This window comes from Rhodoligotrophos appendicifer, from assembly GCF_007474605.1.
In the GTDB taxonomy this organism is placed as follows: Bacteria; Pseudomonadota; Alphaproteobacteria; order Rhizobiales; family Im1; genus Rhodoligotrophos; species Rhodoligotrophos appendicifer.
In genome coordinates, this window is the sequence record NZ_VHKL01000008.1 from 124,356 (window position 1) to 145,744 (window position 21,389).

A 21,389-nucleotide genomic window follows, 5' to 3' on the forward strand; every position below is an offset into this window, starting at 1 on the left:
AAAAACTACGAATCCTCCCTGTTTCATTAACGCCCGCTTAATCCTAAACGCGCACAGTGCGAGTGTGTAGGGTCGCCTCGCGTAATGGTGGCTGGAGGTTTTCTGACGTCTACCTCTTGTGCTCCGGATCGTCGGCGGATAATGATTGGCTATTGAGGAGCGGGGACGAAAGCCTCAAGCGGGGTTCCCGAGTAACTGTAGTGGCGTTTAACGCGTCTTCTGAATCAAGACGGAAGAGCTCATTGCGACTCAAAGCACGACGCTTTGCCGTAACATGCCTGTTGTCGACCGTCGGTGTTGCCGCGGTGTTGAGCTCTGACGTGAGCTCACTCTCCGCTGTCAGCGACACCCGCACGATCTCGATGTATCAGGTGCATACGAAGGAAAGCATTACGATCACCTATAAAAAGGATGGTCGTTACATTCCTTCGGCCTTGCGGGAATTGAATAGATTTCTGCGGGACTGGCGCAAGAATGAGATCATAAAGATCGATCCCGAGGTCATCGACCTCGTGTGGGAGCTCCACGAGGAGCTCGGCTCGAAGAAACCTGTCCACATCATTTGCGGCTACAGGAACGAAGCGACGAACAAGATGCTCAAGGGCATCGGGCGGAATGTCGCGAAGACCAGCATGCATACGCGCGGTCAGGCGATCGACATCTATTTCCCCGACGTGTCCTCGAAGAAGCTCCGCAACCATGCCCTCGTGCATCAGGTTGGCGGCGTCGGCTATTACGCGTCCTCGGGTCCCAATGGTTTCGTGCATGTCGATTCCGGCCGCGTCCGGCATTGGCCCGCCATTCCGAACCAGGAGTTTGCCTCGATCATGCGCAACGCGCCTGCGAAGGCGAAGCGCGACACCGCTCCCGCACAGATCATGGTCGCGGAAGCGGAGCCGGCCGAGGAAGAGGCCGCAAAGGCGGCCCCGCAGCCCGAGCCTGCCAAGATCATCAAGAAAAAGGCCGAGAGCGTCGTCGTCGCCGCGGCAGATGTGCCACGGCCGCGTATGAAGCCCGAATTGCCGGTGGTGCTGGCGTCCGCAAAGGCGCCGGTCGTGCCCTCTTCCAAGCCTGACGTGCCGGTGGCACCGGTCGAGGAGACGGTGGTTGCCGATGCTAGCCCGGCAAAAGCCAAAGAACTCGAGAATGCCGCGCAACGTGGCCTCGTGATCATGGCGTCGGCCGCCGCCGATATCGAGGTCGCACCCGCCTCAGCGCCGGCACCTGAGCAACAATCCTTCGCCCGCCCCTTTGGCAGCGAAGGCGCGAAGACATCGCTTGGCGGCAGTGCTCATCCCGTGGCGGGGGCCATGTCCCGGCCTCTGCCCATCGCCGCTGCGACGCAGGCGAGCATCAGCAACGACGAGTTCTGGAAAGAGCAGAACCTCAAGTTCTCGTTGAAGCCCCATTTCTTCAATTCCGCCAATGGCGATCCCTCTGACTCGAAGCCGAGCAATCGGGTCGTCAACCTATCTATCGAGGAAGCGGCGCCGGCGAGCAGCTACTCGTTCTTGCCGCCCGTGCTCAGCGAGCTGACGCGCTTGTTCCTGCCCTTCGAGACGGCCTCGGTCGAGGTCGCTGATGACGGTCAGGCACAGGCCGGAGGACCCGAGATCAACCGCTCCGACAAGGGCAATTTGTTGATGTCGCATCACGTCCAGACGACCATCAACGGTGCCGCCAAGGGACCGCGCATGGATCTGGCCTCGATGGAGGATCTGGTCAGCACCGCCAGCTTCAGCAGCGGTCCGGTCAATATGGCCCGCGCGCGGTCCAACGAACCGGAGCCGATCGCCTTCAAGGAATAGGGCGGATCGAAGACCACCCGCTTTTAAAGCAAAAATGCCCGGATCACGCCGGGCATTTTTCTTTCTTGCCTGCGGCTCAGTTCACGCCGCCTCCGAGCCTCCCGACAGCATCCCCAAAGCGCTCAGATACAGGTCGAGGATGGCTTCCTCTTCCTCACGCTCGGCGCGGTCCTTCTTGCGCAGGGATATCACCTTGCGCAAAATCTTGGTGTCGAAGCCATGGCCCTTGGCCTCGGCATAGACTTCTTTGATATCGGCGGCGGTTGCCGCTTTCTCTTCTTCCAGCTTCTCGATGCGCTCGACCAGACTGCGCAGCTGCCCCTGGGCGAATGATGTCGTCTCGTCCATTATTTCCCCGCGATGCGAACTCAGTGCTTGTGGCTTGCCCGGAATGCCGCCTGCTGCTCCGGACCCGCCTCCGATTGATGGCGCGCCTTCCATTCCTCGTAAGGCATACCGTAAATATGCTGGCGGGACTCATCCCGCGAGACTTCTATCCCCCGATTCTTCGCTGCCTCCTGATACCAGTTGGACAGACAATTGCGGCAGAAGCCGGCCAGGTTCATCAGATCGATGTTCTGGACGTCGGCACGCTCGCGCAAATGCTCGACCAGCCGCCGGAAGGCCGCCGCTTCGAGCTCGGTATTGGTCTTGTCGTCGATCATCGTGGTCCAAACCTTTCTGTGACTGCGGGGTCAGCGAGCAAAGGCGGCAGAATCCGCGCCAGCCGATCGACCCATTCTTCTTGTCCCGGTGCGTCCCTGATCAGATCCTGCCGGATCTCGATCAGCGAATGCGAGATGCCCTCCCGCGTACAATGGACATTCATGGTGTCCCCTTCCAGCTCGCCGGAATAAGGCTCGTTGTCCCCGACGATCAGTCCCGGTTCCCTCTCGAGCGCTGCAATCAGGCCACGAGAGAGGCGCGGATCCTCGTGCCACAGCATTCCCACATGCCATGGACGGGGCAGCCCCTTCCAATTGGGCGTGAAACTGTGAACAGACAAGACCACGGGCATCACGCCGCCGTCGCGGATCCGCCGGAGCGCGCCGGCGACAGCCCGGTGATATGGCCGATAGCAAAGATTCAATCTCAGCTCGCGCTCGGCGGCATCGACGCGCGCGTTACCGGGAATGACGGCGCCATCGGACAGGCGCATGATGAGTGTCGGATCATCTTCGCCCCGATTGGGATCGATCAACAGTCGCGAGAAACCGCTGAGCACGGCGGGCACACCCAGCCGAGCCGCCAGCCCGCGCGTGACCGCCTCGGCGCCGATGTCATAGGCGATGTGGCGCTCCAACTCGCTGTCGGGCAGGCCCAAAGTGCCGAGATGCGATGGAATCGTGTTGCGTGCATGGTCGCAGAGCAGCAGCAGGCTCTGGCCCCAATTGCCGTCAACCTCGAAGCAGGGTTCGAACCCCTCCCATTCGACGCAGTGTGGGGCCGGCACGGAATTGTCATGTGAAGGATTTCGCATCATTCCACTATACCGATGCATGCATCATCGCGCCAACCAAGGAGCCACCGATCACAGGGGTCGGTTCATCTTTTCGACATGTTGTCGCGGCAAGGGGGTGGAGCCACACGCTCGGACAGACAGCTGTTATCTTTTGGTGACAGAGCGACGGCTGTCGAGACTGACGAAATCGGCTATGCATGTTATTAAGCATGAGTTCTTCGTGAGGGATACTTATCGATGGCAGTGGCGCGTCGGCTGATCGGATCAGCATTGTTCATCTTGTTGCTGTTTGCCAGCGCGCCTGCCCATGCCGACCTCAAGGTATGCAATGATACCGATTCACGCGTCGGTGTGGCGCTGGGATACAAGGATACGAAGGGCTGGGTGAGCGAAGGTTGGTGGAACATCGGCCCCCGCAGCTGCGAGACCCTGCTCAAGGGTGACCTCATCGCGCGCTACTATTACGTCTATGCAGTGGATTACGACCGCGGCGGTTCGTGGGGCGGCAAGGCGGTCATGTGCACGCGTGACAAGCTGTTCACGATTCGCGGACTGGAATCCTGCGAGGATCGTGGGTATCAGCGCACCGGCTTCTTCGAAGTGGACACGACCGAGGAACCGGACTGGACAGTCACGCTGAATGCGCAGAGCAATGCATCCGGATCGACCAGCCAGGGACGCACCGGTCCCGCCGCAACTCCGCCGAGTACAACGCAATGAGGCGTCAGCGACGGGTCAAAATCGTCGCCACTCTCGGACCCGCCAGTTCCAGCCTCGACGTCATCAGCCGCCTGTTCGACAGTGGCGCCGATGTGTTCCGGATCAACATGAGCCACACCTCGCATGCCGAGATGACGCGGCTGCATGGATTGATTCGGCAGGTTGAGGACAAAAACCGACGTCCCATCGCCATCCTCGCGGACCTGCAGGGGCCCAAGCTTCGCATCGGGACATTTGCCAAGGGCTCGGTGACACTAGAAGAGGGTAGCCAATTTACGTTCGATCTGTCCGACAAACCGGGCAGCGAGACGCGCGTGCTGCTGCCGCATCCCGAAATCTTCGCGACCGCAGCGGCCGGCGATTGCCTGCTGCTCAATGACGGACGGTTGAAGCTCGAGATCGAAAAGGCGAGCCGGAGCCGAATCCTTGCCCGCGTGATCTATGGCGGCACCTTGTCCGACCGCAAAGGAATCAGCCTTCCCGACACGGTGCTTCCCATGAGCGCCATGACGGAAAAGGATCGCGCCGACCTCGACCATGCGGTCAATGTGGGCGTGGACTGGATCGCCCTGTCATTCGTGCAGCGCCCGGAGGATGTCGCCGAAGCCCGGAAGATGGCGAGAAATCGAGCGCTCATCATGGCGAAGCTCGAGAAGCCGGCCGCCCTGACACATCTGGACCAGATCCTCGAGCTTGCCGATGGCATCATGGTGGCGCGCGGCGATCTCGGCGTCGAGTTACCCATCGAGCAGGTGCCCGGCCGGCAGAAGCAGATCACCCGAGCAGCGCGAGCCGCCGGACGCCCGGTCGTGGTTGCCACTCAGATGCTGGAATCCATGATCCACGAGCCCGTGCCCACCCGGGCCGAGGTCTCGGACGTCGCCACCGCCGTGTTCGAGGGCGCCGACGCCATCATGCTGTCCGCGGAATCCGCCGTCGGCGCCTATCCCGATGGAGCGGTCGCAATGATGGACAAGATCGCCCAATCGGTCGAGCATGATCCATTCTATGCCGGCATCATCCATGCCCAGCGTACCGAGCCGCAGCCGACCAGCGCCGACGCCATCAGTGCGGCCGCCCGGACCATCAGTGAAACCCTCAATGCGGCTGCGATCGTCTGCTACACCTCGTCGGGCGCCACGGGACTTCGCGCGGCGCGGGAGCGACCGGCTACGCCGATTATCGCGCTCACGCCGATCGCGGCGACCGGCCGAAGACTGGCGCTGGTCTGGGGCCTGCATTGCGTCCTGACGGAAGATGCGCAGACACTGGACGACATGGTGGCCCGCGCCACGCGCATCGCTCACCGAGAAGGTTTTGCTGAGGCTGGGCAAAGAGTCATCATCACCGCGGGCGTCCCGCTGCGGACGCCGGGAGCGACGAACCTGCTCCGCATCGCCTTCGTAGACAAGAGTGACTGATAAAAGGGCGACTGCCTGCAAGGGAGACTGACCGCGGGACCGCTAGATCGCCCTGCCGACTTCCTTGTCGAGGATCCTCACCGCATCCTTGGCGCTATCGAGGAACGGGTTGATCTCCAGGGCGCGTTTGAATGCGTCGAGTGCACCCTTCTTGTCGCCTTCGGACCGCAGGATCATGCCCAGGCCGGCCAATGCGCCGAAATGCCGAGGCTCCAAGTCAAGCGCGCGCTCGATATCGGCGATCGCCCGCTCATGGTCTCCCAGCAAATAGAGGACCGTGGCCCGCTTGTTCCAGCCCTCGGGAAAATCCGGATCGATCTCGACCACGGTGTCCAGGATCGTCAGCGCCTTCTGGTACTGCTTGGCCGTCATCGCCCTGCCCGCTTGGCCGACGAGGACGTCGATGGTGGGACTGCCCGAGCGCATCCAGAGCTGCCAGACCGCCTCCTGAAGGACTTCGGCATTGCTCGCGTCGCGGGCGGTGTGGAGGCGGGCGAAAAGGCTATCCAGGAGGTCGGAGCGCTGTTCAGCAGTCTCCTGGGGAGTCGGCGGCATGGCAGCCTGGGGAGCCGGGCTCTCGGTGCCAGGAAGCGGTTGACGTGAGGCCCCCGGGTTTTGCGGCTGCACGAAGTCGGGATCGGATGGGAGCCGGTTTGCATCCTGCGCAGATGCTGCGCCTGCGAATGATATCATCGCAGCGATGAGGAACCAGCCAAAGGACCGCCCGGTCATAGGGATCATGGCCTTTAATTTACGAGATGCCGGTCCGCATGAAAAGAGTGCTGTCCATGCGGCATCGTCACCGTTGCGTGACAGCACTCCGGTTCGGCTCAGCCTCGCAAAAACAGCCGGATCAGCCCTGGCGAGCCTTGTAGCGAGGATTGGTCTTGTTGATGATGTAGATGCGGCCCTTGCGGCGCACCATGCGGTTATCGCGATGGCGCTTGGCAAGCGAGCGGAGAGAGTTACGGATCTTCATGTCGACACCTGTCTCGGAAAACGCCTGGAGGACAGCGTCGCGAGGAGCCGTCTCATTCGAGCCGGAGAGATAGTCTCGTCGGCGGGTCCTGTCAACCGGAGCCCGGAGGATTCGGTCGCTCCACGCTTGCGGCATGTCGCCGGGATCGTGACCAGGCGATTAGGAGTGTTTACATTCCAGCCTGCGAATCGATCCTCTCACATCCCGATCCCACGGAGACGACGTCATGGCCGCCAGCGGCATTGATTGGCGCAACCTCATTGCGGCCTGCGCCACTGTCAGCGTCTTCAGCTTCTCCCTGGGCGAGATGTATCCGCTGCTGTCGCTCAAGATGGAAAGCTGGGGAACGCCGGCCGACGTGATCGGGATCAATTCCGCCATGGCGCCGGTGGGCATTCTTGTGGCCGGCATGTTCATCCCGAAGCTTGCCCATGCCTTCGGGGCAAAGCGGCTGGCCATCTGCATGGTCCTAGTCACAGCCGCCGTCATCCTGGCCTATCCCACCTTCCCGTCCGTCCTCGCCTGGTTCCCTCTGCGGCTGCTGCAAGGCATGGCCGTGGCGGCGCTTTTTGCGCTCAGTGAATCTTGGGTGCTCAGCTATGCCCATGGAAAATATCGAGGACGCATTGTCGGCATCTATGCGACCTGCATCTCTGCAACGTTCGGGCTGGGTGCGGCCGTGGTCAGCTGGGCCGGCATTGACGGCTATCTGCCCTTCGTGATCGGCTCGGCCGTGCTGCTCATGGCGATCATCCCCATGGGCATGGTGGCGGAGCCGCCGCGACATTCGGATGACAGCCAGGTCTCGATCGTAGCCTTCGCTCGCAAGGCGCCGCTGCTCGTGCTCGCCATCGGGATCCATGCCGTCTTCGACGGCGGCATGCTGGGCTTCCTGTCGATCTACGGCGTGCGCATGGGGCTCGATCTCAACACTGCGGCCTTGGCCCTCACCGTTCTGGCCTTCGGCAATGTCTTCTTCCAGGTGCCCATCGGCTGGATCGCGGATCACACCTCGCGCCGCGGCATGATGCTGACCTGCTTCGCCACCGCGGCGATCAGCCTGGCGCTCCTGCCAGCCCTGATCAACACCGTGCTGCTCTGGCCCTTGGTGTTGATCATGGGCGCCTCCGGGTTCGGCATCTACACTCTCGGCCTTGCCATCCTCGGTGACGAGTTCACCGGCCCCGACCTGATCGCGGGCACCGCCACCTTCGCGGCGGTCTGGGGGCTTGGCAGCCTCGTCGGATCGGTGCTGGTCGGATTCGCGATCGCACTGTTCGGCCCGAACGGTTTCCCTGCGGTCCTCGTCATCATCTTCCTCGGCTATCTGGGGATCCAGGCGGCGCTCACGTCCCGGAACGCGCGCCAGCATTCCTGAGGCTGCCGATCGTCCAAGGCTCCCGCCGCGCGGAAAATTGGCATAGGTCGGGCGCTCACAAGTAGTGTATAGTATTCGGCGCTACCGGCGTTGTTGCGTTTGTTGTGAGTCGCACTTGGCTATTGTCCTTTTTGCGGGAGAATTCGCATGGACACAAGAAAGCTGGCCGCTGAAGCAATAGGAACATTCTGGCTCACCTTTGGAGGATGCGGCAGCGCCGTGATCGCTGCCGGCTTTCCCGATGTCGGGATCGGCCTCATGGGTGTCTCGCTCGCCTTCGGTCTGACGGTCCTGACCATGGCCTATGCCATCGGTCACGTCTCAGGCTGCCATCTCAATCCGGCTGTCACCGTGGGCCTGTGGGCCGGCGGCCGGTTTCCCGCCAATCAGGTGGTCCATTACATCGTCGCACAGGTGGTGGGCGCGATCATCGCTGCCGCCGTGCTCTGGGTCATCGCCAGCGGATCGCCCAGCTTCAATCCTGATGGCGGCTTCGCGGCCAATGGCTATGGCGACCATTCGCCGGGCAAATACAGCCTGACGGCGGCGCTGCTCGCCGAGTTCCTGCTGACGATGTTCTTCCTGTTCATCATCATGGGCTCCACCCATGGCAAGGCGCCCGCAGGATTCGCGCCGATCGCCATCGGTCTCGGCTTAACGCTGATCCACCTGATCAGCATTCCCATCACCAACACCTCAGTCAACCCGGCGCGCAGCACCGGACCTGCCCTGTTCGCCGGCGGATGGGCCCTGGCGCAGCTCTGGCTGTTCTGGGTGGCTCCTCTGGTCGGCGGCGCGGTGGGCGGCATTCTCTATCGCTGGCTCAGCGAAGAGCCCTCCGCCCTGGTCACCGGAGATGCGCCCAAGTCGGCTCAGCCGACGATCTGACCTGCCTCACAATGGCGCCCTCGCCGGCATTGGGCCGGCGGGGCGGTCAGCGTGGGGGCAGCAAGCCCCGGTCCCTGAGAAACGTGACGTCGATTTCGCCTTGCGCGACCGTCTCGGTGGGACCACTCAACGTGGCCTTGCTGAAACCCTGGTCGTTGCGCTCGAGATGGACCTCAAGCAGATCGTTGCCGCGTGTATGGACGGTGGCCGAAGCGGGCAAGAGCCCCAGCATATGGCAGATCGCCGTGCAGGCCACCGCTCCAGTGCCGCAGGCGAGAGTTTCCGCCTCGACACCGCGCTCATAGGTGCGCATGGCGATGCCGCCTTCGGCGAGGGTGACGAAATTCGCATTGCATCCCGCGGAGAAGGCCGGATGGTGGCGGAGCAAAGGACCCAGCCGCTCCACCGGATAGGCGGCCACCTGATCGACGAGCACCACCGCATGGGGCACGCCCACCAAGGCGAAATGCACGAGCAGGCGCTCCTCACCCAGATCCAGATCCATGTCCAGTTGGACATCCCGGGGCGGCGGCATCTCGATGGTGACATGGTCAGGCGCAACGAGGCCCAGGACATCTCCTGCCGCCGTCGCGAACGTCATCGAACGCCCGGCCACCCCCAGGTCGAAGGCGAAGCGTACGGCGCAGCGGGCGCCGTTGCCGCACATCTCCCCCGGCATGCCGGATGCGTTGATATAGAGCATCGAAAAATCCGTCTCGCCGGACGAGGGTTGCAAGACGATCATTCCGTCGGCGCCGAGCCCGCGGCGCCGGTCGCAGAGGGCGGCAGCAAGGGCCTCCAGGTCCGTCACCGGCACGCCATTGCGCCCGTCGATCATGACGAAATCATTGCCGCAGCCGTGCATCTTCGTGAAACTGAGGGTCATGAGCTCACGCCTCCTTGGTCTCCCCTGGCCTTATCACGGCAGCGGCGAGGGAGAGGAGTGCCGCCAATCCCGATGCGATCCACAGCCCATGCAGGCCCATCCACTGGTAGGTGAGACCGCCAAGAACCGCACCGCCGACCAATCCAAGCCAGAGGGAGAAGAGACGCAGTCCGCCAGCAGGGGCCCCTCCCATCAGCCGTGCCGCAGTCGCCTGACCGAGCTTGACGAGGGTTCCCGTGACATAAGTGAGGCTCGTCACCCCGTTTCCGGCCTTGTCGAACGTCGTATTCTCCATGCCCATGGCCAGGATCATGGCGGCTATCGCTATCTGCGTCTGTCCAACCCCCTGGAGGACGGCGCTCGTGGCGAGAAGGAGAGCGACCGCGAGGAGGAGCTTGGCACTTTTGCGGCTTGCCGCGAACTGGCCGAGCAGCGAGCCGATCACGACACCCGCCACGAAAAGCACGATGATCGAGAGCGCCACTTCGACGGCATGTCCGTCCATATAGGCGACGCTGATGGCCAATTGCGTCGAGTTTCCGCTCATGAAGGAGACGAAGTAGCCACTCAGGCTCATGAAACCCAGGGCATCCACATAGCCTGCCAAGGCTGACATCGATCCCGAAAGCAGCACTGCGCGGCGGGCGTCAGCCGCAGCCGTGGTCATGGTTCAGCGCCTCATTTCTCTCGAATTCTCGGGATCGATCGCACTCATTTTGTGACAAAGGCAAGATTTCGGCAATGGGGGATGGTTGACCGTGCCGTCACCGAAAATCTAGGGTCCGGCCCAACAGCTTTCACGATATCGGGAATTCATCATGAGCGCGTATGAGGATCTGATCGTCTCGGTCGCCGACGGCATTGCCCGGATCACCGTCAATCGACCGAACCGCCTCAATGCCTTGCGGAATGAGACGGGCGACGAGCTCCAGGCGGCGCTGCGCGTGATCGAGGCCGATCCATCGGTGCGCGTCCTGGTCCTCACGGGGGCCGGCCGCGGATTCGGGGCCGGCTATGATCTGGGCACCGTGCGGCCTGATGAGACCCTCGAACTCGAGGTCGTCCTGGAGAAACATTTCAATCCGGTGGTGCGGAGCATGCGCCACTCACGGCTGCCGATCATCACCCAGATCAACGGTCCCTGCGCCGGTGCCAGCGTCGGTCTCGCACTGGCCGGAGACATCATCATGGCGGCCAAGTCGGCTTTCTTCTACGAGCCCTTCGTCGGCATCGCCCTCGTTCCGGATGCCGGCAACACGCTGTTCCTGCCCCGGCTCATGGGCAGGGTGCGGGCTGCGCCCATGATGATGCTGGGGGACCGAATCAGTGCTGAGGAGGCTCAATCCTGGGGCCTGGTCTGGAAGGTTTTTGAGGATGATGCCCTCGAGATCGAAGTGAACAAGATCGCCACCAAGCTGGCGTCGCTTGCGCCGGACGCGCTGGCCGCCACCAAACAGCTGATCACGGCCGCTGCAGATACGGGTCTGGACGAGAGCCTTGATCTGGAGCGCGACCTTCAGGGCATTGCCGGGCGATCGCCGGAAATGAAGGCAGCGGTCGCGGCCTTCTTCGCCAAGAGGAAATAGGCCGAGCGGGCTCAGGACCTGCGCAGACACCGTCTGCGAGCCCAGCCGTCCTTTTCATATAAAGTTATCTGCATATCGTTATTTGGTTATTGACTTCACCCCTATTGCGGTCGATCCTGGCGTGAGAAGCGCAGATACGCGCCAGCACCGTCAGAAGAGGTTGCGCCATGCCCATCATCGTCAGCACGCTCGGTTTTCCATCCACAGACGATCGTGGCAGCGCTGATTGCTGGCATCGCCAGAGGGAGCTGGGTGTCACCCATATCCCGAGCAACTCGCCCCATGACTGCCCCGTGCAGGCCTTCAAAGCGGCCAAGCAGGATGGCGTCCACACACGGCCCGTGGTCGTGTCTCCCCTGAGCGGCCCTGCCCGGCTCGGTGTCGCAGAGACCCGCGCCTGTCTGAAAGACCTAGCGGCCGCCGGCGCCGACTGGGTGCAGGTGGATGAGTTCTGCCTGACTGTGCCCCTCGACGATGCGGCCAGGGGTCGTCTCCTCAGCTTCTATCAATCGATCGCCGAGGCCACACCGTCCTTGAAAATTCTCGTCAATGCCGGGCGGGGATCACTCGGCGAGAACCGCCGCTTTGCCGTGTCGCTCCCGATTGCGGGCCTGCATGTCGATTGTACGGGACGTGGCGACCAGTTTTCGGACGTGGTCGTCGATGCGCCCGCCGGCCTTTATCTTTCCCTCGGCCTGGTAGATGCAAAGGACCGGGACCAAACCGATATCGGTGCCCTGCTTCCGCGTCTCGAAGCGGCGGCCTTCCAGCGGGGACTGGCTATCGCCTCAGGCCTCCGGACCAACCCCTGGCCAACGGACCTCGGATCAGCTCCGCAGGACCTCGACGGGCTCGCCATTCAGCTGGGTCTGGACCGGCTCATTCTGGCCCCCGGCAGCTCTCTGGCCGATGCCAGCACAGAGCGTGCCGAGCAGTGCGTCGCTGCCCTGACGCTTCTTGCCCAGGGGCTCGCTGAGGGGCGCAGCGTCATCGGCTCCGCAGTCCCCGGTAGCGTCCCGCCAGGAGTCCTCTCTCTGGCGCAAGCGCGCAGCGTGCGCAGCGCTGCCTGAAGCCTGCTTCTTCCGCACACTTGATCCCCACGCATATTGCGCCGGGCTTCGTCAAAGGCTACCCATGTATCCATTCGGGCGGACTTTGGAGCCGCACGCTTGGCCGATAGATTCAAGGGAAAGCCTATCGTGAGTAGCTCGACGATCGATCAGCGGGATCTGCGCAACGCCTTCGGCACATTTGCCACCGGGGTTACAGTCGTGACCACGATGGACGCCGAGGGCCAGCCCCGCGGGTTCACGGCCAATTCATTCTCCTCCGTTTCCCTGGACCCGCCCCTGGTCCTGGTTTGCCTGGCGCGCTCGGCATCGAGCTATCCGGCATTCATGTCGACCGATCAATTCGCGATCAACATCCTCGCGGAGGACCAGAAGGACGTTTCCGGAGCCTTCGCATCGAGAACGGGTGCGAAGTTCGATTCCGTGAGCTGGACCGGCCACACGACCGGCAGCCCGATCATCGATGGCGCGACCTCCTGGCTGGATTGCACCATGCATCAACGCATCGACGCGGGGGACCACGTCATTCTCGTCGGCGCGGTGGTCGATTACGCTTATTCCGGCCGCAGTCCGCTGGGATATTGCCGCGGCGCCTATGTCACATTCGGGCTGGCGTCGCAGGCGATCGCTGCCGCGGAGCTCCCCGGGACGGCGCAGATCGGGGCGATCATCGAGGCAGAGGGTGCGATCCTCCTCTTCGAAGACCCGGCCACGCATGCTCTGGAACTGCCGGTCGCCGACAGGCTGGGCCCCAAATCCGAAGCCGACAGTCTCCTGGGTGTCCTGGCCGCGCAAGGCGTGGATGCTCAGCTGTCATTTCTCTTCGCAGTCTTCGAAGATCCCGATACCGGCAAACACAACATCTTCTATCGCGGCCAAGCCAGCGAGGTGCGCGATCCGGCGCGGCAGCAATTCATCGCTTTCGAGGACATCCCCTTCGACCGGATCCCGGATCGGGCCAACCGCGCCATGCTGCAGCGCTATATCCGCGAGCGCCGCCAAGATGTGTTCGGGGTCTATGTGGGCAATGTCGACCGGGGTTCGGTCAATCTGCTGTCCACCAGCGAACCTCAACAAGTGATGCAGCCATGAAATTCTCGCTCTTCGTCCATATGGAACGAAACGAGCCGGATGTTTCCCATGCCCAGCTCTTCGACGAGCTTACGGAATTGGTCCAGATCGCCGAGCGCGGCGGCATGCATGCGGTCTGGATCGGGGAGCATCACGGGATGGAGTTTACCATCTCGCCCAACCCGCTGATCAACATCGCCTATCTCGCAGCGAAAACGGAAAGGGTGAGGTTGGGCACGGGCAGCTTGATCGCGCCCTTCTGGCACCCCGTCAAAATGGCCGGCGAGTGCGCCATGGCCGATATCGCCACGGGCGGCAGGCTCGATGTGGGGATCGCCCGCGGCGCCTACTCCTTCGAGTATCAACGCCTGGGCGACAATCTCGACGCCACGGAAGCGGGGCTGCGGATGCGCGAGCTTATTCCCGCCGTTCAGCAGATGTGGCGCGGTGATTACGCCCATGAGGGCCAGTACTGGTCCTTCCCCGCGACCACCAGCGTTCCTGCGCCGGCGCAGCCCGGGGGTCCTCCGATCTGGGTAGCGGCTCGCGATCCGAACTCGCATCACTTCGCCGTCGCGCAAGGATGCAATGTCCAGGTGACACCTCTGTCGAGCGGCGACGAGGAGGTCGCCTCGCTCATGCAGAGATTCAAGGATGCCTGTGCGGCCCATCCGGAGATTCCGAGGCCGAAGATCATGCTCCTGCAACACACCTATGTCGCCTCCGACGAAGCCGACGTGCAGCAGGGCGCCCGAGAACTCGCCCGCTTCTATGCGTATTTCGGCGCTTGGTTCAAGAATACGAGGCCGGTCGAGCGCGGGTTCATTGCACCGCTGACCGAGGCGGAGATCGAGGCCAATCCCATGGTCAGCCCTGAGCTCATGATCAAGAATCTGGTCATCGGCACTGCCGGCACCGTCGTGGACCGGGTTCGCGGCTACGAGGCGCTGGGGTATGACCAGTTCAGCATCTGGATCGACAGCGGAATGTCATTCCAGCGCAAGAAGGCCTCGCTGCAGCGCTTCATCTCAGAGGTAATGCCCGCGTTCCCGGGGACATGATTGCGACGCCACGATGAGTGGCGCAACCAACTCCGTCGATTGCAGTTCATTGTCGACATGCAGAAGGAGGCATTCATGACCGGGATCGTCTACCAAGTCGTCGAACATGATGGCGGCTGGGCCTATAAGCTGGACGACGTGTTTTCCGAGACGTTTCCCAGCCGAGAATCGGCCATAGCCGCCGCACGCAGGGTCGCCGCTGAGCAGCGAGTCCCTGGTGAGACGGAAATCATCGAGTATGAAGATGAGAATGGCCGCTGGCACCAAGAGGTCGCCCGAGGCAGCGACAGGCCCGATACGGAGGTCGTCACCTAGCAACGACCTGCAACGGCCCCCGGGGCGCCTGTCTCAGCCCTCAGCGCGTTAATTCGCGTCTTTGGTCGCACCAGCAGCTTTGCTCTTGGACTTAGCCGCAGTGGGCGTCGAAGCCTCACTGGTCGGATTGGGCTTGCGGCCCAGTCCGAGCGCACGAGCGAGGTTGGATCGCGCCTCGGCATAGGCCGGCGCCACCATGGGATAGTCCGGCGGCAATTGCCATTTCGCACGGTATTGTTCAGGCGTCAGGTTGTAATGGGTGCTCAGGTGCCGCTTCAGGGACTTGAACTTCTTGCCATCCTCCAGGCAGACGATGAATTCATGGGTGACCGACTTTTTCACCGGAACCGCCGGTGTGAGCGTCACAGGCTCAGCCGCTCCATCGGTGGACAAACCAGATAAAGCCTTGTGTACGGACGCAATAAGGCTCGGCAGATCATTGAGCTGGACCGAGTTCTTCGCCACATAGGCCGACACAATTTGAGCCGTTAACTCGACTTGCGGCTCGTCATTCGTCTCGTCCATCTTCATCCCTCTCGCTTTAACTCTTCACGCTGCTTGCCAGCAACGTTGAGATCTCAACTGCCAGAATTCTCACGATGTCTTCGACCATTCCGGTCCGCCCCTGCAGACATCCGTGCACTTGTCAGGCTTTAACGAACATAAAGTCAATTAAGTTCCAGCAACACTGTGCCGGGAGCAACATTATTTAAATCATCTCAACTTCGATGCAATGCAGATCGGTTGGCGCGACAAAGCCGTCTGATTCGAAGCAAGGAGGAAAATTCTACTGCTGATTGTTCTTGTGGGCCTATTCCGGGTTACCAGGCATGACCAAGCTGGTGCCTTTGATGATCACAGCCGGCTCACCGTCACTGTTTATCAACTGCCCCGTCAGCTCCATGAGATGGCCTCCGAGGCTCTCCTTGGGATAGAGCTTGTCGACCGTCCACTCGGCACTCATCACCTCGCCTGCCCGCACGGCGCGACGCAGGGTAATGTTGAATTGGAGACCGACGGACGCAGATCGACCAGTTATGAATTCCGCGAGTTCTCCCATGAGCCACGACATCGAATGTGTGCCGCTGGCGATCAGACCGCCGAAACGGCTCCTGTTCGCGACTTCCTCATCCGTGTGCAGGGGATTTACGTCATGAGCCATCACGGCAAAGGCTCGGATCGAGTCGGCGTCGAAAGTCAGCTGGCGCTTGAACGATTCACCGACACGGAATGGCGGGACCCATTGCGGGTCGAACTCTCGGGAACCGGACATGGCGTCTCCTTCAACCGTGCCGAGATACAGGAGACCTTACCGGTTCGGCAACCCTTCGCGCATCGGGAAGAGCGAGACCACGACCGACCGTCCCCTTCCCTTTCGATCATTCGTCCTGATCCGCATCGAGGATCGCCTTGCGCCGTGCCGACCAGACGCCCGTTGTCTGCGGTTTGACGAATATCGTCGTCAGTTCGGGACGCCGTTCTTTTAGCCGAGCTTCGAGCCGTTCGATGCAGGCTTCAATGTCGGGCGCCGTCAGATTATCGTGAAACTCGATGCTCAACAGGGCCACGATCTGTTGGGGACCCATATGCATGGTGAGAACTCCGTTGGCGCGCTGAACGGCAGGGTCCGCTGCCGCAAGCCGTAACGTCTCCTCCTCGACATGAGGCAAGGCCGGCTCGCCAATCAGCAGCCCTTTGCATTCGCGCGCCAAGAACATCGCCGTGGCCGCCAGCAGGAGACCAATGCCGATGGAGGCAAGGCCATCGAGTTCGGGGGCTTCGAAGTAGTCGGAGGCTGCAATGCCGATAAAGGCGATTGCCAGGCCCAACAGTGCCGCAGTGTCCTCGAACAAGACCGTGAATGTCGTTGGATCCTTGCTGCGTCTCACTGCAGCGAAGTAGCCCAGACTTCCCTTGCTGCGGCGGAACTCCTTGAGTGCGACCCACCATGTTCCGAACTCAAAGACGGCCGAGATGCCAAGTACCGCATAGTTCACGTGAGGCGAGGTGCTGGGCTCCGGGGCCATCATGTGGATGACACCCTCATAGAGCGATACGCCCGCGCCGAGGGCGAACACCAGGAGAGCGACGATGAAGCTCCAGAAGTAAAGCTCTCGACCATGGCCGAGAGGATGTGCTGCGTCGGGAGGTCGAGCCGCACGCTTCAGGCCGTAGAGAAGCAGGAGTTCATTGCCGCTGTCGACGAGGGAATGGACACCCTCGCTCAACATTGCGGAGCTGCCGGTCAAGGCAGCCGCGGTAAATTTCGTGCCCGCAATCAGCAAATTGCCGATCAGAGCTGCATACACCACCTTCTTGGAGGCTGATGGAGCCGCCATGGGCCCTCATGACTAAGCAGGTCTAATCGATTGCCAAGGACGCCTGTTCCCCGGTCATGATTTCGGCATCACCGACGTCCTGGCTTTCGAGAGTGCATGAAAGGCGCGAGCCAGGTCAAGGCCGCGACGGCCTTCCCACACGCTCCCTTCAGCAAGAGAAGTGACCGGTGGCCCGATCACTTGTTGCCGGTGGATTAAATCAGACCGTCTCAGCGATCTTGGCTTTGCGGGGAGCGCGCTTGACCGGATCTCCGGCCTCTGCAGACGCCGCCTTGACCCGTGCCGGTTTCTTTGCCGGTGCGGCCGCGGGCTTGGACGCGATCTTCGCTGAATCAGCAGCGGTCTTGGCCGCAGGCTTGCGCCCCAAACCCAACGAGCGCGCCAGATTTGATCTCGCTTCCGAGTAAGAAGGAGCGACCATCGGGTAATCCGACGGCAAACCCCATTTTGCACGATATTGCTCGGGGCTCATGCCGTAATGCGCATTAAGATGCCGCTTGAGGGATTTGAACTTTTTACCGTCCTCAAGACAAATAATGTATTCGGGCGTCACGGACTTCCGAATCGATACTGCCGGTGTGAGTGGAACGGAACTTTCCGCCGGCTTTTCCTGCCCCAGAGCATTAAGCGCCCCATGAACAGAGGCGATCAGGCTTGCGAGATCACCGGCCGGAACAGAGTTCTTTTCCACGTAAGCTGATACGATGTTTGCAGTAAGCTCGACAAAAAAGCCGCTTTGCGTCATTTCCGACATTCAATTCTCCTAAGTTCTCTCTGCGCCAGCACATAATTCAAAAAAACTGGAAAAGCCAGCGCCTAACGTCGTCTTCGTAAAAAAACACCCGTCGGATTTACTCCGAGACCAGCGAACATCCAAAAAATCGCCCACTTTAATGCTGGTTACACTCACCCGGCGATTGCAAACGAGACGCCGATCCCTTCCGCGACAAGAATCCTATATTTCATTTTGAAAGATATCGGCGCGGACCGGGTCATTGATGCTCAATCACATAATATCTATGATACTCATCTCCAATTCTCGGCACAACATAAATTTTCTTTACATTTACTTCATTCATAAGATTTCAATACGTCCGCACGCGCCCGAACTGAAGATGTCGACATAGCACCAACAATTCAGCGAGAAGAAACCTTCTTGGGGCTGAGCAGTAGTGTGGATCATCCGGTGTTCCACGAGATTCAAGATGTCCTCTTCTCTCCATCGTGGAGACGCAGCGGGCGGCAAGCACTTCTCAGCGTTCACGCTCGGATGGATCAGCACATTTGGCCGGAGGAGCAGCTGGCGCCCACAAATACAAGAGCAGTTGTATCTTGAACAAGATTTCGCAGCTTTTCGGCCCGCTTGGGCGCACGATATTGCTCCAGCTTCCTCCTGCGCTCGCCACATGTGGGGCGACATAGAGGGAGCATGAAATGACGGACCAATCTTCCGACACCCGCGTCCTAGATCACGCTAACACTCAGTTGCTGATAAAGGCCTACGAAGCCGCTGGAAACACAGCGAAGTTCTATGGAAAAGCAGATGGCGTTCCTGCCGTTTTGGTGGTCGATTGCAAAAATACCAAGAACGACACGGTCATCATCGCTGATCAGCTCAACGCCCCCGACCAATATGTCCAGAACTTTCGTCCTGGCGAGGATCGGATCGAGCTGTGGATGACCAACGGCAATGAGGATTTCACCAGAGGCCACTTTCAGTCCAATGCCGCGTTCGGTGCGGTGATCAGCATCGCGAGCGCCAACTGGATCGAGATCGATCCCGAATTCTATCGCTCGACGCTGGAACAGTTCAAAGGTGTCAAGTGGAAGGCCGAAAGCCATCTGCTGGATCAGGTCACCCAGAGCATCGACAAGATCAATTTAGACGAGTTGTTCGGAGTCACTCCGAAAACAATACCTGCCGTGAGAGGCCCAGGGCCCGTGATGACGCCGGAGCCAGTGGCTGTGCAGCAGCCGGAGCCGGTCGTGCCGCCGGAAGAGCGTGATTACGAGGCTGAATTGCTTGGCTTCTTCTAACACAGGGCCGGTCCCAGGATGGGGGACATGTTCCCTTTTTCGCACTCGATCTCGGCTTCCTGCTCGATCGGGTGCGGCGCCCCCCAGCCAGAGGCGTGACGTTGCGGTCTCTTGCAACTCGTCCGTAACGGGGCAAAACTCGTCCCATGTCGATGGAGAACGAGTATCTGACCGGGCAAAGGCGGGACGGCCATCCGCAGCTTATCGCCGACTTCGAGGCGGAAAGCCTGCAGGCGACGGATGGCCTCGCGCCGAAGCGGGACATCGCCTATGGCGAGCATGAGCGTCAGGTCTTCGACCTGTTCCTGCCGCGGGACCGTGAGGCGACCACGGTCCTTTGCTATTATCATGCAGGCTATTGGCAGAGCCGCGACAAGTCGCAATTCCGCTTCATCGCGGAGCCCTTCGTCAAGGCCGGCCTTGCCGTGGCGCTGGTCAATTACCCTCTCTGTCCCGACGTCACCTTCTGCGAGCTCGTGCAAATGGTGAAGTCCAGCCCTGCGGCAGTGCAAAACCACCTGCGCCACCACCATGGTCTCCATTGCAATACCCTTCTGGTCGGCCATTCCGCAGGCGCCCATTTGGTGGTGGAGATGGCGGAGACACCCGGCGTCCTCGGCATCGTGGGGCTCAGTGGTGTCTATGATCTGTTGCCGTTGATCGAAACATCCCTCAACGAGCGGCTGCAGCTCGACCCCTATAATGCCCGGCAGCGCTCGGTGGTCGGTCGGCAGAGAGACCCGATGCCAGCCGCCCTCTTTGCTGCCGGAGCCAGCGAGACGACGGAATTCCTGCGGCAGACCGAAATCATGGATGCCGATTGGCGCCGGTCGGGAAGCCGCAGCACGCTCATGGTGACGCCGGAGGATGATCACTTCACCATCCTGCGCACCCTCTGCAGGTCCGGCAGCACGCTGCATCAAGCCGTTCTCGACATGGCGCGCTAGAGCCTCCCTTCACCTCAGTGCGCCACGCACAATCCCATCGCCGTCTTGCGACCTCCCGCGTTCTGTGCAAAGGGAAAGAGGGGAAAAATTTCCGGATAATGCGGCTCCATATCGTCTGAGACACAGACGAGGCACGCCACAATCCGAATGATTGGGAGGCTTCGGGAATGACGCTGCGTCGCATGATGGCCATCGGCATGGCCGCTATCCTTTTTGGTGGAGCCGTCACGGCGGAGGCTGCGGCCGACAAGCCGCTCAAGATCGGCCTCATGTTCACCCTGTCGGGACCCGCTGCCGTCCTCGGCGAACAGGGTCGCGACGGGTTTCTGCTGGCTGCGGATATCCTCAAGAACAAGCTCGGCGGGCTGGACACCGAAATCATCGTCATCGACGACGAGCAGAAGCCGGATGTCGCGGTCAACCGCGCCCGGGAGCTGGTCGAGCGCGATCAGGTCGATTTCGTCGTCGGACCGATCTTCTCCAACATTCTGCAGGCCATCGCCAAACCGGTCACCGATAGCGGCAAGTTTCTAATCAGCCCCAATGCCGGCACCTCGAACTTCGCGGGCAAGGACTGCAATCCCAATCTGTTCGTCTCGTCCTATCAGAACGACCAGGTCCACGAGGTCCTGGGCAAGTATGCTCAGGACAAGGGCTATAAAAAGCTCTTCCTGCTGGCTCCCAATTATCAGGCGGGCAAGGATGCGATCGCCGGCGTGAAGCATTCCTACAAGGGTGAAGTCGTCGAAGAGATCTTCACGCCCATGGGGCAGCTCGACTTCTCCGCCGAACTGGCCCAGATCGCAGCCGCGCAGCCCGATGCGGTCTATGCCTTCATGCCCGGCGGCATGGGCGTCAATCTGGTGAAGCAATATCGCCAGGCGGGACTCGAGAACATCCCCTTCCTTTCCGCCTTCACGGTGGACGAGACCACGCTGCCCGCAACGAAGGATGCCGCCGTCGGTTTCTTCGGCGGTGCCAATTGGGCACCGGATCTGGACGTCGCCCAGTCCAAGGAGTTCGTGAAGGCGTATGAGGCGAAGTACGGCAAGGTCCCGGGGACCTACGCCATGCAGGCCTATGATGCGGCGCTGATGATCGACGCCGCGGTCAAATCCGTGAATGGCGACCTCACCAATGCGGACGGGATCCGCAAGGGGCTCGAGGCCGCCGACATCCAGTCCTTGCGCGGCGACTTCAAGATCGGCCCCAATCACTACCCGATTCAGAACTTCTATCTGGTCAAGGCCGCCAAGCGCCCGGACGGCAAGTATCAGACGGAGATCGTCGAGACGATCTTCACCGACTACGCCGATTCCTATGCCGCGCAATGCCAGATGAAGTAAACATCGGTCAGACTATCATCCTCGGGCTCGACCCGAGGATGAAGGACAACCGGCACCATTCTTCCCCCGAAATCC

24 protein-coding genes are annotated in these 21,389 nt (G+C 61.1%); 13 read left to right on the forward strand and 11 right to left on the reverse strand.

Going from position 1 to position 21,389, the window contains the following annotated elements:
- Positions 1 to 320: 320 nt before the first annotated feature.
- A complete protein-coding gene (locus tag FKM97_RS18125) occupies positions 321 to 1,808 on the forward strand; it encodes a peptidoglycan L,D-endopeptidase MepK (RefSeq protein ID WP_144293840.1) in 1,488 nt (495 codons plus the stop codon).
- A gap of 81 nt (positions 1,809 to 1,889) precedes the next feature.
- On the opposite strand, the gene FKM97_RS18130 is transcribed toward FKM97_RS18125, so the two are convergent.
- Genes FKM97_RS18130 through FKM97_RS18140 form a run of 3 tightly spaced genes read right to left on the reverse strand, consistent with a single transcriptional unit; the run spans position 1,890 to position 3,288 of the window.
- Entirely contained in the window at positions 1,890 to 2,156 is a 267-nt protein-coding gene (locus FKM97_RS18130; protein ID WP_144293841.1) for a DUF2312 domain-containing protein, read from the reverse strand.
- Positions 2,157 to 2,176: 20 nt separating this feature from the next.
- Complete coding sequence (locus tag FKM97_RS18135) at positions 2,177 to 2,473, reverse strand: DUF1244 domain-containing protein (protein WP_144293842.1); 297 nt, start codon at positions 2,471 to 2,473, stop codon at positions 2,177 to 2,179.
- A complete protein-coding gene (locus FKM97_RS18140; RefSeq protein WP_428977920.1) occupies positions 2,470 to 3,288 on the reverse strand; it encodes an N-formylglutamate amidohydrolase in 819 nt (272 codons plus the stop codon). The genes FKM97_RS18135 and FKM97_RS18140 overlap by 4 nt, the downstream gene beginning before the upstream one ends.
- A 219-nt stretch (positions 3,289 to 3,507) precedes the next feature.
- On the opposite strand from FKM97_RS18140, the gene FKM97_RS18145 reads away from it, so the two are divergent.
- Both FKM97_RS18145 and pyk read left to right on the forward strand, forming a co-directional pair.
- Positions 3,508 to 3,990 (forward strand): DUF1036 domain-containing protein, encoded by a 483-nt coding sequence (locus FKM97_RS18145; RefSeq protein WP_144293844.1) that lies wholly within the window; start codon positions 3,508 to 3,510, stop codon positions 3,988 to 3,990.
- Positions 3,987 to 5,411 carry a pyruvate kinase gene (pyk, locus tag FKM97_RS18150; protein WP_144293845.1) on the forward strand — a complete coding sequence of 475 codons (1,425 nt, stop codon included), beginning with the start codon at positions 3,987 to 3,989 and terminating at the stop codon, positions 5,409 to 5,411. The genes FKM97_RS18145 and pyk overlap by 4 nt, the downstream gene beginning before the upstream one ends.
- Positions 5,412 to 5,453: 42 nt before the next feature.
- Here pyk and FKM97_RS18155 read toward each other — a convergent pair whose 3' ends face one another.
- Together FKM97_RS18155 and ykgO are read right to left on the reverse strand one after the other, a co-directional pair.
- Positions 5,454 to 6,143, reverse strand: coding sequence for a tetratricopeptide repeat protein (locus FKM97_RS18155; protein ID WP_205015165.1), 690 nt, complete (start codon positions 6,141 to 6,143; stop codon positions 5,454 to 5,456).
- Positions 6,144 to 6,264: 121 nt separating this feature from the next.
- Entirely contained in the window at positions 6,265 to 6,390 is a 126-nt protein-coding gene (gene ykgO / locus FKM97_RS18160; RefSeq protein WP_144293847.1) for a type B 50S ribosomal protein L36, read from the reverse strand.
- Between the two features lie 226 nt (positions 6,391 to 6,616).
- Here ykgO and FKM97_RS18165 point away from each other — a divergent pair, with 226 nt between their 5' ends.
- Together FKM97_RS18165 and aqpZ are read left to right on the forward strand one after the other, a co-directional pair.
- Positions 6,617 to 7,768 (forward strand): MFS transporter, encoded by a 1,152-nt coding sequence (locus FKM97_RS18165; RefSeq protein WP_144293848.1) that lies wholly within the window; start codon positions 6,617 to 6,619, stop codon positions 7,766 to 7,768.
- Between the two features lie 147 nt (positions 7,769 to 7,915).
- Complete coding sequence (gene aqpZ, locus FKM97_RS18170) at positions 7,916 to 8,656, forward strand: aquaporin Z (RefSeq protein ID WP_144293849.1); 741 nt, start codon at positions 7,916 to 7,918, stop codon at positions 8,654 to 8,656.
- A gap of 46 nt (positions 8,657 to 8,702) precedes the next feature.
- On the opposite strand, the gene dapF is transcribed toward aqpZ, so the two are convergent.
- Both dapF and FKM97_RS18180 read right to left on the reverse strand, forming a co-directional pair.
- Positions 8,703 to 9,542, reverse strand: coding sequence for a diaminopimelate epimerase (dapF, locus tag FKM97_RS18175; protein WP_144293850.1), 840 nt, complete (start codon positions 9,540 to 9,542; stop codon positions 8,703 to 8,705).
- Between the two features lie 4 nt (positions 9,543 to 9,546).
- Complete coding sequence (locus tag FKM97_RS18180) at positions 9,547 to 10,209, reverse strand: YoaK family protein (RefSeq protein WP_144293851.1); 663 nt, start codon at positions 10,207 to 10,209, stop codon at positions 9,547 to 9,549.
- A 151-nt stretch (positions 10,210 to 10,360) separates the two neighbouring features.
- On the opposite strand from FKM97_RS18180, the gene FKM97_RS18185 reads away from it, so the two are divergent.
- From FKM97_RS18185 to FKM97_RS18205, 5 genes are all read left to right on the forward strand, one after another.
- Positions 10,361 to 11,128 carry an enoyl-CoA hydratase-related protein gene (locus FKM97_RS18185; protein WP_144293852.1) on the forward strand — a complete coding sequence of 256 codons (768 nt, stop codon included), beginning with the start codon at positions 10,361 to 10,363 and terminating at the stop codon, positions 11,126 to 11,128.
- A gap of 167 nt (positions 11,129 to 11,295) precedes the next feature.
- Positions 11,296 to 12,198 carry a hypothetical protein gene (locus FKM97_RS18190; protein ID WP_144293853.1) on the forward strand — a complete coding sequence of 301 codons (903 nt, stop codon included), beginning with the start codon at positions 11,296 to 11,298 and terminating at the stop codon, positions 12,196 to 12,198.
- A gap of 129 nt (positions 12,199 to 12,327) precedes the next feature.
- Positions 12,328 to 13,290, forward strand: a complete 963-nt coding sequence (locus tag FKM97_RS18195; RefSeq protein ID WP_205015167.1) for a flavin reductase — start codon at positions 12,328 to 12,330, stop codon at positions 13,288 to 13,290.
- Positions 13,287 to 14,330 carry an LLM class flavin-dependent oxidoreductase gene (locus FKM97_RS18200; RefSeq protein WP_144293854.1) on the forward strand — a complete coding sequence of 348 codons (1,044 nt, stop codon included), beginning with the start codon at positions 13,287 to 13,289 and terminating at the stop codon, positions 14,328 to 14,330. The genes FKM97_RS18195 and FKM97_RS18200 overlap by 4 nt, the downstream gene beginning before the upstream one ends.
- 75 nt (positions 14,331 to 14,405) lie before the next feature.
- Entirely contained in the window at positions 14,406 to 14,645 is a 240-nt protein-coding gene (locus FKM97_RS18205) for a DUF2188 domain-containing protein (protein WP_144293855.1), read from the forward strand.
- Positions 14,646 to 14,693: 48 nt separating this feature from the next.
- On the opposite strand, the gene FKM97_RS18210 is transcribed toward FKM97_RS18205, so the two are convergent.
- The 4 genes from FKM97_RS18210 to FKM97_RS18225 form a co-directional block, all read right to left on the reverse strand.
- The gene (locus tag FKM97_RS18210; RefSeq protein ID WP_246105151.1) at positions 14,694 to 15,176 is read right to left on the reverse strand and encodes a Ros/MucR family transcriptional regulator; all 483 of its coding nucleotides are present in this window, start codon (positions 15,174 to 15,176) and stop codon (positions 14,694 to 14,696) included.
- A gap of 280 nt (positions 15,177 to 15,456) precedes the next feature.
- Positions 15,457 to 15,918: a MaoC family dehydratase gene (locus tag FKM97_RS18215; RefSeq protein WP_144293856.1), complete on the reverse strand. Its 462-nt coding sequence runs from the start codon at positions 15,916 to 15,918 to the stop codon at positions 15,457 to 15,459.
- A 106-nt stretch (positions 15,919 to 16,024) separates the two neighbouring features.
- On the reverse strand, positions 16,025 to 16,984 hold the full coding sequence (locus FKM97_RS18220; protein WP_144293857.1) for a cation diffusion facilitator family transporter: 960 nt from the start codon (positions 16,982 to 16,984) through the stop codon (positions 16,025 to 16,027).
- Positions 16,985 to 17,183: 199 nt separating this feature from the next.
- A complete protein-coding gene (locus FKM97_RS18225; protein ID WP_144293858.1) occupies positions 17,184 to 17,738 on the reverse strand; it encodes a Ros/MucR family transcriptional regulator in 555 nt (184 codons plus the stop codon).
- Between the two features lie 680 nt (positions 17,739 to 18,418).
- Here FKM97_RS18225 and FKM97_RS18230 point away from each other — a divergent pair.
- From FKM97_RS18230 to FKM97_RS18240, 3 genes are all read left to right on the forward strand, one after another.
- On the forward strand, positions 18,419 to 19,021 hold the full coding sequence (locus tag FKM97_RS18230) for a hypothetical protein (RefSeq protein WP_144293859.1): 603 nt from the start codon (positions 18,419 to 18,421) through the stop codon (positions 19,019 to 19,021).
- Positions 19,022 to 19,167: 146 nt separating this feature from the next.
- On the forward strand, positions 19,168 to 19,968 hold the full coding sequence (locus tag FKM97_RS18235) for an alpha/beta hydrolase (RefSeq protein ID WP_144293860.1): 801 nt from the start codon (positions 19,168 to 19,170) through the stop codon (positions 19,966 to 19,968).
- Positions 19,969 to 20,135: 167 nt separating this feature from the next.
- Positions 20,136 to 21,314, forward strand: a complete 1,179-nt coding sequence (locus FKM97_RS18240) for an ABC transporter substrate-binding protein (RefSeq protein WP_144293861.1) — start codon at positions 20,136 to 20,138, stop codon at positions 21,312 to 21,314.
- Positions 21,315 to 21,389 lie beyond the last annotated feature (75 nt).

Coding starts and splice junctions, on each gene's coding strand:
- FKM97_RS18130 (WP_144293841.1), bottom strand. CDS start 2,156: ATGGACGAGACGACATCATTCGCCCAGGGGCAGCTGCGCAGTCTGGTC.
- FKM97_RS18135 (WP_144293842.1), bottom strand. CDS start 2,473: ATGATCGACGACAAGACCAATACCGAGCTCGAAGCGGCGGCCTTCCGG.
- FKM97_RS18140 (WP_428977920.1), bottom strand. CDS start 3,288: ATGCGAAATCCTTCACATGACAATTCCGTGCCGGCCCCACACTGCGTC.
- FKM97_RS18145 (WP_144293844.1), top strand. CDS start 3,508: ATGGCAGTGGCGCGTCGGCTGATCGGATCAGCATTGTTCATCTTGTTG.
- pyk (WP_144293845.1), top strand. CDS start 3,987: ATGAGGCGTCAGCGACGGGTCAAAATCGTCGCCACTCTCGGACCCGCC.
- FKM97_RS18155 (WP_205015165.1), bottom strand. CDS start 6,143: ATGACCGGGCGGTCCTTTGGCTGGTTCCTCATCGCTGCGATGATATCA.
- ykgO (WP_144293847.1), bottom strand. CDS start 6,390: ATGAAGATCCGTAACTCTCTCCGCTCGCTTGCCAAGCGCCATCGCGAT.
- FKM97_RS18165 (WP_144293848.1), top strand. CDS start 6,617: ATGGCCGCCAGCGGCATTGATTGGCGCAACCTCATTGCGGCCTGCGCC.
- aqpZ (WP_144293849.1), top strand. CDS start 7,916: ATGGACACAAGAAAGCTGGCCGCTGAAGCAATAGGAACATTCTGGCTC.
- dapF (WP_144293850.1), bottom strand. CDS start 9,542: ATGACCCTCAGTTTCACGAAGATGCACGGCTGCGGCAATGATTTCGTC.
- FKM97_RS18180 (WP_144293851.1), bottom strand. CDS start 10,209: ATGACCACGGCTGCGGCTGACGCCCGCCGCGCAGTGCTGCTTTCGGGA.
- FKM97_RS18185 (WP_144293852.1), top strand. CDS start 10,361: ATGAGCGCGTATGAGGATCTGATCGTCTCGGTCGCCGACGGCATTGCC.
- FKM97_RS18190 (WP_144293853.1), top strand. CDS start 11,296: ATGCCCATCATCGTCAGCACGCTCGGTTTTCCATCCACAGACGATCGT.
- FKM97_RS18200 (WP_144293854.1), top strand. CDS start 13,287: ATGAAATTCTCGCTCTTCGTCCATATGGAACGAAACGAGCCGGATGTT.
- FKM97_RS18205 (WP_144293855.1), top strand. CDS start 14,406: ATGACCGGGATCGTCTACCAAGTCGTCGAACATGATGGCGGCTGGGCC.
- FKM97_RS18210 (WP_246105151.1), bottom strand. CDS start 15,176: ATGAAGATGGACGAGACGAATGACGAGCCGCAAGTCGAGTTAACGGCT.
- FKM97_RS18215 (WP_144293856.1), bottom strand. CDS start 15,918: ATGTCCGGTTCCCGAGAGTTCGACCCGCAATGGGTCCCGCCATTCCGT.
- FKM97_RS18220 (WP_144293857.1), bottom strand. CDS start 16,984: ATGGCGGCTCCATCAGCCTCCAAGAAGGTGGTGTATGCAGCTCTGATC.
- FKM97_RS18225 (WP_144293858.1), bottom strand. CDS start 17,738: ATGTCGGAAATGACGCAAAGCGGCTTTTTTGTCGAGCTTACTGCAAAC.
- FKM97_RS18230 (WP_144293859.1), top strand. CDS start 18,419: ATGACGGACCAATCTTCCGACACCCGCGTCCTAGATCACGCTAACACT.
- FKM97_RS18235 (WP_144293860.1), top strand. CDS start 19,168: ATGTCGATGGAGAACGAGTATCTGACCGGGCAAAGGCGGGACGGCCAT.
- FKM97_RS18240 (WP_144293861.1), top strand. CDS start 20,136: ATGACGCTGCGTCGCATGATGGCCATCGGCATGGCCGCTATCCTTTTT.